4 protein-coding genes are annotated in these 4,542 nt (G+C 46.3%); all 4 read right to left on the reverse strand.

The annotated features are described in order from the left end of the window. Nucleotides 1-82: 82 nt before the first annotated feature. Nucleotides 83-1,234 (reverse strand): tetratricopeptide repeat protein, encoded by a 1,152-nt coding sequence (locus FP827_00410; GenBank protein ID MBA3051549.1) that lies wholly within the window; start codon nt 1,232-1,234, stop codon nt 83-85. A gap of 151 nt (nt 1,235-1,385) precedes the next feature. Then, entirely contained in the window at nt 1,386-2,543 is a 1,158-nt protein-coding gene (locus FP827_00415; protein ID MBA3051550.1) for an aminotransferase class I/II-fold pyridoxal phosphate-dependent enzyme, read from the reverse strand. Beyond that, nucleotides 2,540-3,376, reverse strand: a complete 837-nt coding sequence (locus FP827_00420) for a diaminopimelate epimerase (protein MBA3051551.1) — start codon at nt 3,374-3,376, stop codon at nt 2,540-2,542. The genes FP827_00415 and FP827_00420 overlap by 4 nt, the downstream gene beginning before the upstream one ends. A gap of 24 nt (nt 3,377-3,400) precedes the next feature. Then, on the reverse strand, nt 3,401-4,542 hold a 1,142-nt coding region (locus FP827_00425), incomplete at its 5' end, for a glutamine synthetase (GenBank protein ID MBA3051552.1).

Genomic DNA, 4,542 nt, shown 5'->3' on the forward strand with positions numbered 1-4,542 from the left:
AAAAAGAGCAAATAGCGATTAAGTGAATAGTAAGAAAAGTTCAAATTTTAATGACAAAATAAGGGGGACGTTCATTAACTTATTAACTAAGCTCTTTTAAGTATTTTTGCGCTTTATCGCTGAACTCATTAAAGTAGTCTATTTCAATACTTTTTTTGAAAGCCTTTATCGCTTCTAAAGTTTCTCCCGCTTCCATCAAAACCACGCCTAGATCATAGTGTGCTTTCGTATTATACGGATTTATCTCTATTGATTTTCTATATGCTGTTATTGCTTTGCCCATCTCTCCTTTTTTCTTGTAAATGTGTCCCATTAAATTATGTGAGATAGGACATCGGGGATGAATTTTTAATGCCTTCTTTAAATTTTCAAGAGCTTTATTGAATTTTCCTTTTTTAAAATACGTTAAACTTATTTTTCCGTAAGCCTTATATTGACAATGCTCTGCTATATTTTTATCCTCTATTGTTTTTTTACCCAGTTTCAAAGCATATTTAAACCATTTAAGCGCTTTGTCAAATTCTGCAATTTCTCCAAGGGCATCTCCCAGTTCCATAGCAGCAAGAAAAAAGTCTTTATCATACTTTAAAGCTTTTTCATAGTGTTTTATCGCCTTCCTGATATTCTCAGGTTCAACACTTTTTCCATCCCAGACTTTTTTTGCCATTGAATATTCTTCATATGCTTTAATAGACGTTGTATTAACCGATACGATATCCAATTGGCCTAGTTCTTCCGTCGATTTGCCCAAACTTAAAAGTATATTCTGTGATAATTTATTCTCAAGAATAAATATATCTTTAAGCTCTCCTACCTCTTCGGCCCCTCCTTCTATTTTTCCGGTATTCACATCAATAAGCCTCAAACTTATTTTTATTTTCTGATTAAAATATTGGAATTCTCCTAAAACTATGATGTTTGCTCCTAACAATTTCCCGGCATCAGCTGCTGTAGCCTCTGCAATTCCTGCCATTTCAAGTTTTTTCTCTTCAAATACCTTTTCTATATAGTATCTTTCCACAATAATTAAGTTTTCGGCCTCCGATAACTTAGTTATTAAAGAAGACGCTATTCCCTCGGATAACCAGTCCATACTTTTATATGAAGTCAGGTTTTTAAAAGGGAGTATCGCTAAAATTCGTGTTTCCTCTGCAGAATAAGAAAAAGTTGTTCCAGTAGATAAAACTGCAAGAACTGAAAGTAATAAAGGTATTTTCCTAATCGCTATTCTCATATTTCAGTATACTATATTTTCTTCTCTGCTTCAACGCTGATACCTACACATTTATGTTGAAACTCACAAGTATAATTAGGATTTTGAATGGGATTTTGAAACACTACCATTAACTTACAAAAGGTTGGCATTTTTAAATCAAAAATTTCTTTTATAGTTTTTGGAGGGCTTTTTTGAGTTCGGCCGTGCCTGTGGTGAGGGCGAATCGTATAAAACCTTCGCCGTGAGAGCCGAAACCCAGACCGGGCGTCGCCACTATATTTTTGTCTTTGAGGAGATGCGCGGCGTATTCTATTGAAGAGCTGTAGCCCCGGGGAAGACGCGCCCATACATAAAACGCGGAATCCGCGTGTATGCCATCAAAACCTTTTTTCTTAAGGCCGGCGACAAACAAATTACGGCGCGCGGCAAACTGCTTACGCAAACTGTCCGTGTATTTCCATTCTTTATTCAGAGCGTGCGCACCGCCCTCCTGAATGGCGCCCCACACACCCGAATCTATGTTCGTCTTCAGCTTCAGAAGGCCGCCGACAAGATGCGCAGAACCGCAGGCCCAGCCCAACCTGAAACCCGTCATACAGAAGGTTTTGGAGAAAGAATGGAACTCCACCGCCACTTCTTTAGCGCCTTTTATCTGAAGCACACTCACCGGTTTTTTTTCAAAGAATATCTCCGAATAAGCGTTGTCATAGGCGAGGATTATGCCGTGTTTGGAGCAGAACCGCACCGCTTCCTCAAGAAAACTTTTCGGTGCCAGCGCCGTGGTCGGATTGTTGGGGTAATTGAGATACATTATTTTCGCCTTGTTCCTGACGGACACGGGGATTTTTTTCAGTTCCGGCAAAAAAGCGTTTTTCTCAAGTAGCGGCATCTCATGAACACGCGCACCCGCGAACAAAGCCGCGGCCCTGTATCCCGGATAACCCGGCGACGGTATTAAAACATAATCCCCCGCTCCGGCAAAAGCCAGAGGAAAGTGCACAAGGCCTTCCTTTGAACCTATCAGAGGGAGTATCTCACTGCCCGGATCAAGATTGACTGAAAAACGCTTCTTCATCCACTTCTGTATAGCCGCCCTCAGTGAAGCTTTGCCCGCGTCCAGAGCGTATTTCTGATTTGACTTGATGGCGGATGCCTCAAAAATCTTTTTCAAAACGGCCGTCGGGGCGGGAATATCCGGATCCCCTATACTGAGGTCTATGAAAGATATTTTTTTGTTTCTGAGTTCCCTCTTCGCCCTGTCTATCTCAGCGAAAAGATACGGCGGAAGTTTTTTCAGCCTGTCGGCCAGCTCAAAAGATCTGCTCACTCTCCCTCCCCTGACTCCGGCAGTTCACCCTTAAATATCACCGCCGCCGTGCCTTCCAGCCAGACATTTTTTATTATGCCGTTTTTTCTTTCAAAGTAAATACTCAGCGTCTCTCCGCTTTTGACCCTCACCTCTATCTTTCCCTTATTCTTTTTACCGCCCGTGTTAAAACGGTCGAGCGAGATAAGCGCCGAAGCGACCGAGCCTGTGCCGCAGGCGAGCGTCTCGTCTTCCACACCTCTCTCGTAGGTTCTTATCTTTATTCTGTTTCCGCCGAGATGCTCCATGAAATCAACATTCGTGCCCGCGGGCGCGAAATGCCTGTGATAGCGTATCGCGGGGGCGATTTTCACGATGTCGAGCTTATCAAGGCCTGTCACTGCCACGACAGCGTGAGGCACGCCAGTGTTTACAAAATCAAGCGCCAACTTCCGTCCGGCCACGGACAGGCTGATGCCCACTTCCATATCGACGGGAGGCGTCATCCTGAGCTTGATCCTGTTTTTTGCGCGCACAGCCTCTATCATCCCTGCCTTAGTCTCAAACTTCAGGGAGCTTTTCCCGCTTTTTTTGATGAAGAACCAGAGAGCCGAGCAGCGGGCGCCGTTGCCGCACATCTCGGCCTCACTCCCGTCGGAATTGAATATCCTCATCCTGAAATCAGCTTTACGGGACTTCTCTATGACGAGCAGACCGTCGGCGCCTATTCCGGTTTTTCTGGCGCAGTGCTTAACGGCGAATTTCCTCAGATAACTCTGCGGCAAGGCCGTCTTGAACGAATCTATGAGTATAAAATCATTGCCCGAGGCGCTGAGTTTATAAAAAGTTCTCATAATCAAAACGGCCGGGCGCAAAAATCAGAGTATGGGAAGATAGTTGTCCAGCTCAAACTGCGTCACCTGCTGTCTGTATTTGTCCCACTCTATCTTTTTGTTCTCTATCAGCTTGTCGAACACGTGGTCGCCCAAAGTCTTTCTCACAAGCTCGGACTTCTCCGTGACCTCTATGGCCTCTATGAGACTTCCCGGGAGCGTTTTAATCCCCATCTTGGTTCTCTCCGCATCAGTCAGATGGAAGACATCCAGCTCGACAGGGTCCGGCATTTCCAGCTTATTCTTGATCCCGTCAAGACCGGCGGCCAGCATGACGCTGAAGGCCAGATAAGGATTGCAGGCAGGATCCGGAAAACGTACTTCCACTCGCGTGGCGTTCTCCTGTCCGGGCTTGTACATCGGCACCCGCACAAGGGCCGAGCGGTTGCGCCTTCCCCAGACGATATAAACGGGCGCCTCATAACCGGGCACCAGCCTCTTATAGGAATTTGTCCACTGATTCGTGACAAGGCATATCTCCCGCGCGTACTTCATGATCCCGGCGATATAATGCCTCGCGTCCGCGGAAAGATTGAACTCGTCGCTCTTATCAAAAAAGGTGTTCTTGCCCTTGAGAAACAGCGACTGATGCACATGCATCCCCGAACCGTTCTCGCCGAAAATGGGCTTGGGCATGAAAGAGGCGTAAAGCCCGTTGTTCCACGCCACCGATTTGACGGCGACTTTGTAGGTGATGACATTGTCCGCCATCCCCAGGGCCTCCGCATAACGCAGGTCTATCTCGTGCTGCGACGGAGCCACCTCGTGGTGCGAATACTCAACGACAACGCCCATGTCCTCCAGCGCCATTATCGTCTCCCGCCTCAGATCGTGCGCCGTGTCCAGCGGAAGATAATCAAAATAACCGCCCTTGTCCGTTATCTCGGGCTTGCTGTCGCTCTTAAAATAAAAATATTCCAGCTCCGGGCCCACATTGAAAAGGTCATATCCCATGGCTCTCATCTCGTCAAGATTTCTTTTCAGTATGTATCTCGTGTCGCCGGCATATGGCTTGTCGTCGGGCGTGTAGAGGTCGCAGAACATCCGCGCGACGGCATCCTCTTTCGGCCTCCACGGCAGGATCTCAAAAGTTGAAGGATCCGGCTTCGCTATGAGATCGCTCTCGT

It is taken from the genome of Candidatus Omnitrophota bacterium (assembly GCA_013791745.1).
In the GTDB taxonomy this organism is placed as follows: Bacteria; CG03; CG03; order CG03; family CG03; genus CG03.

Excerpts from the sequence above, each read along its gene's own strand:
- FP827_00410 (MBA3051549.1), bottom strand. The coding sequence starts at position 1,234 with ATGAGAATAGCGATTAGGAAAATACCTTTATTACTTTCAGTTCTTGCA.
- FP827_00420 (MBA3051551.1), bottom strand. The coding sequence starts at position 3,376 with ATGAGAACTTTTTATAAACTCAGCGCCTCGGGCAATGATTTTATACTC.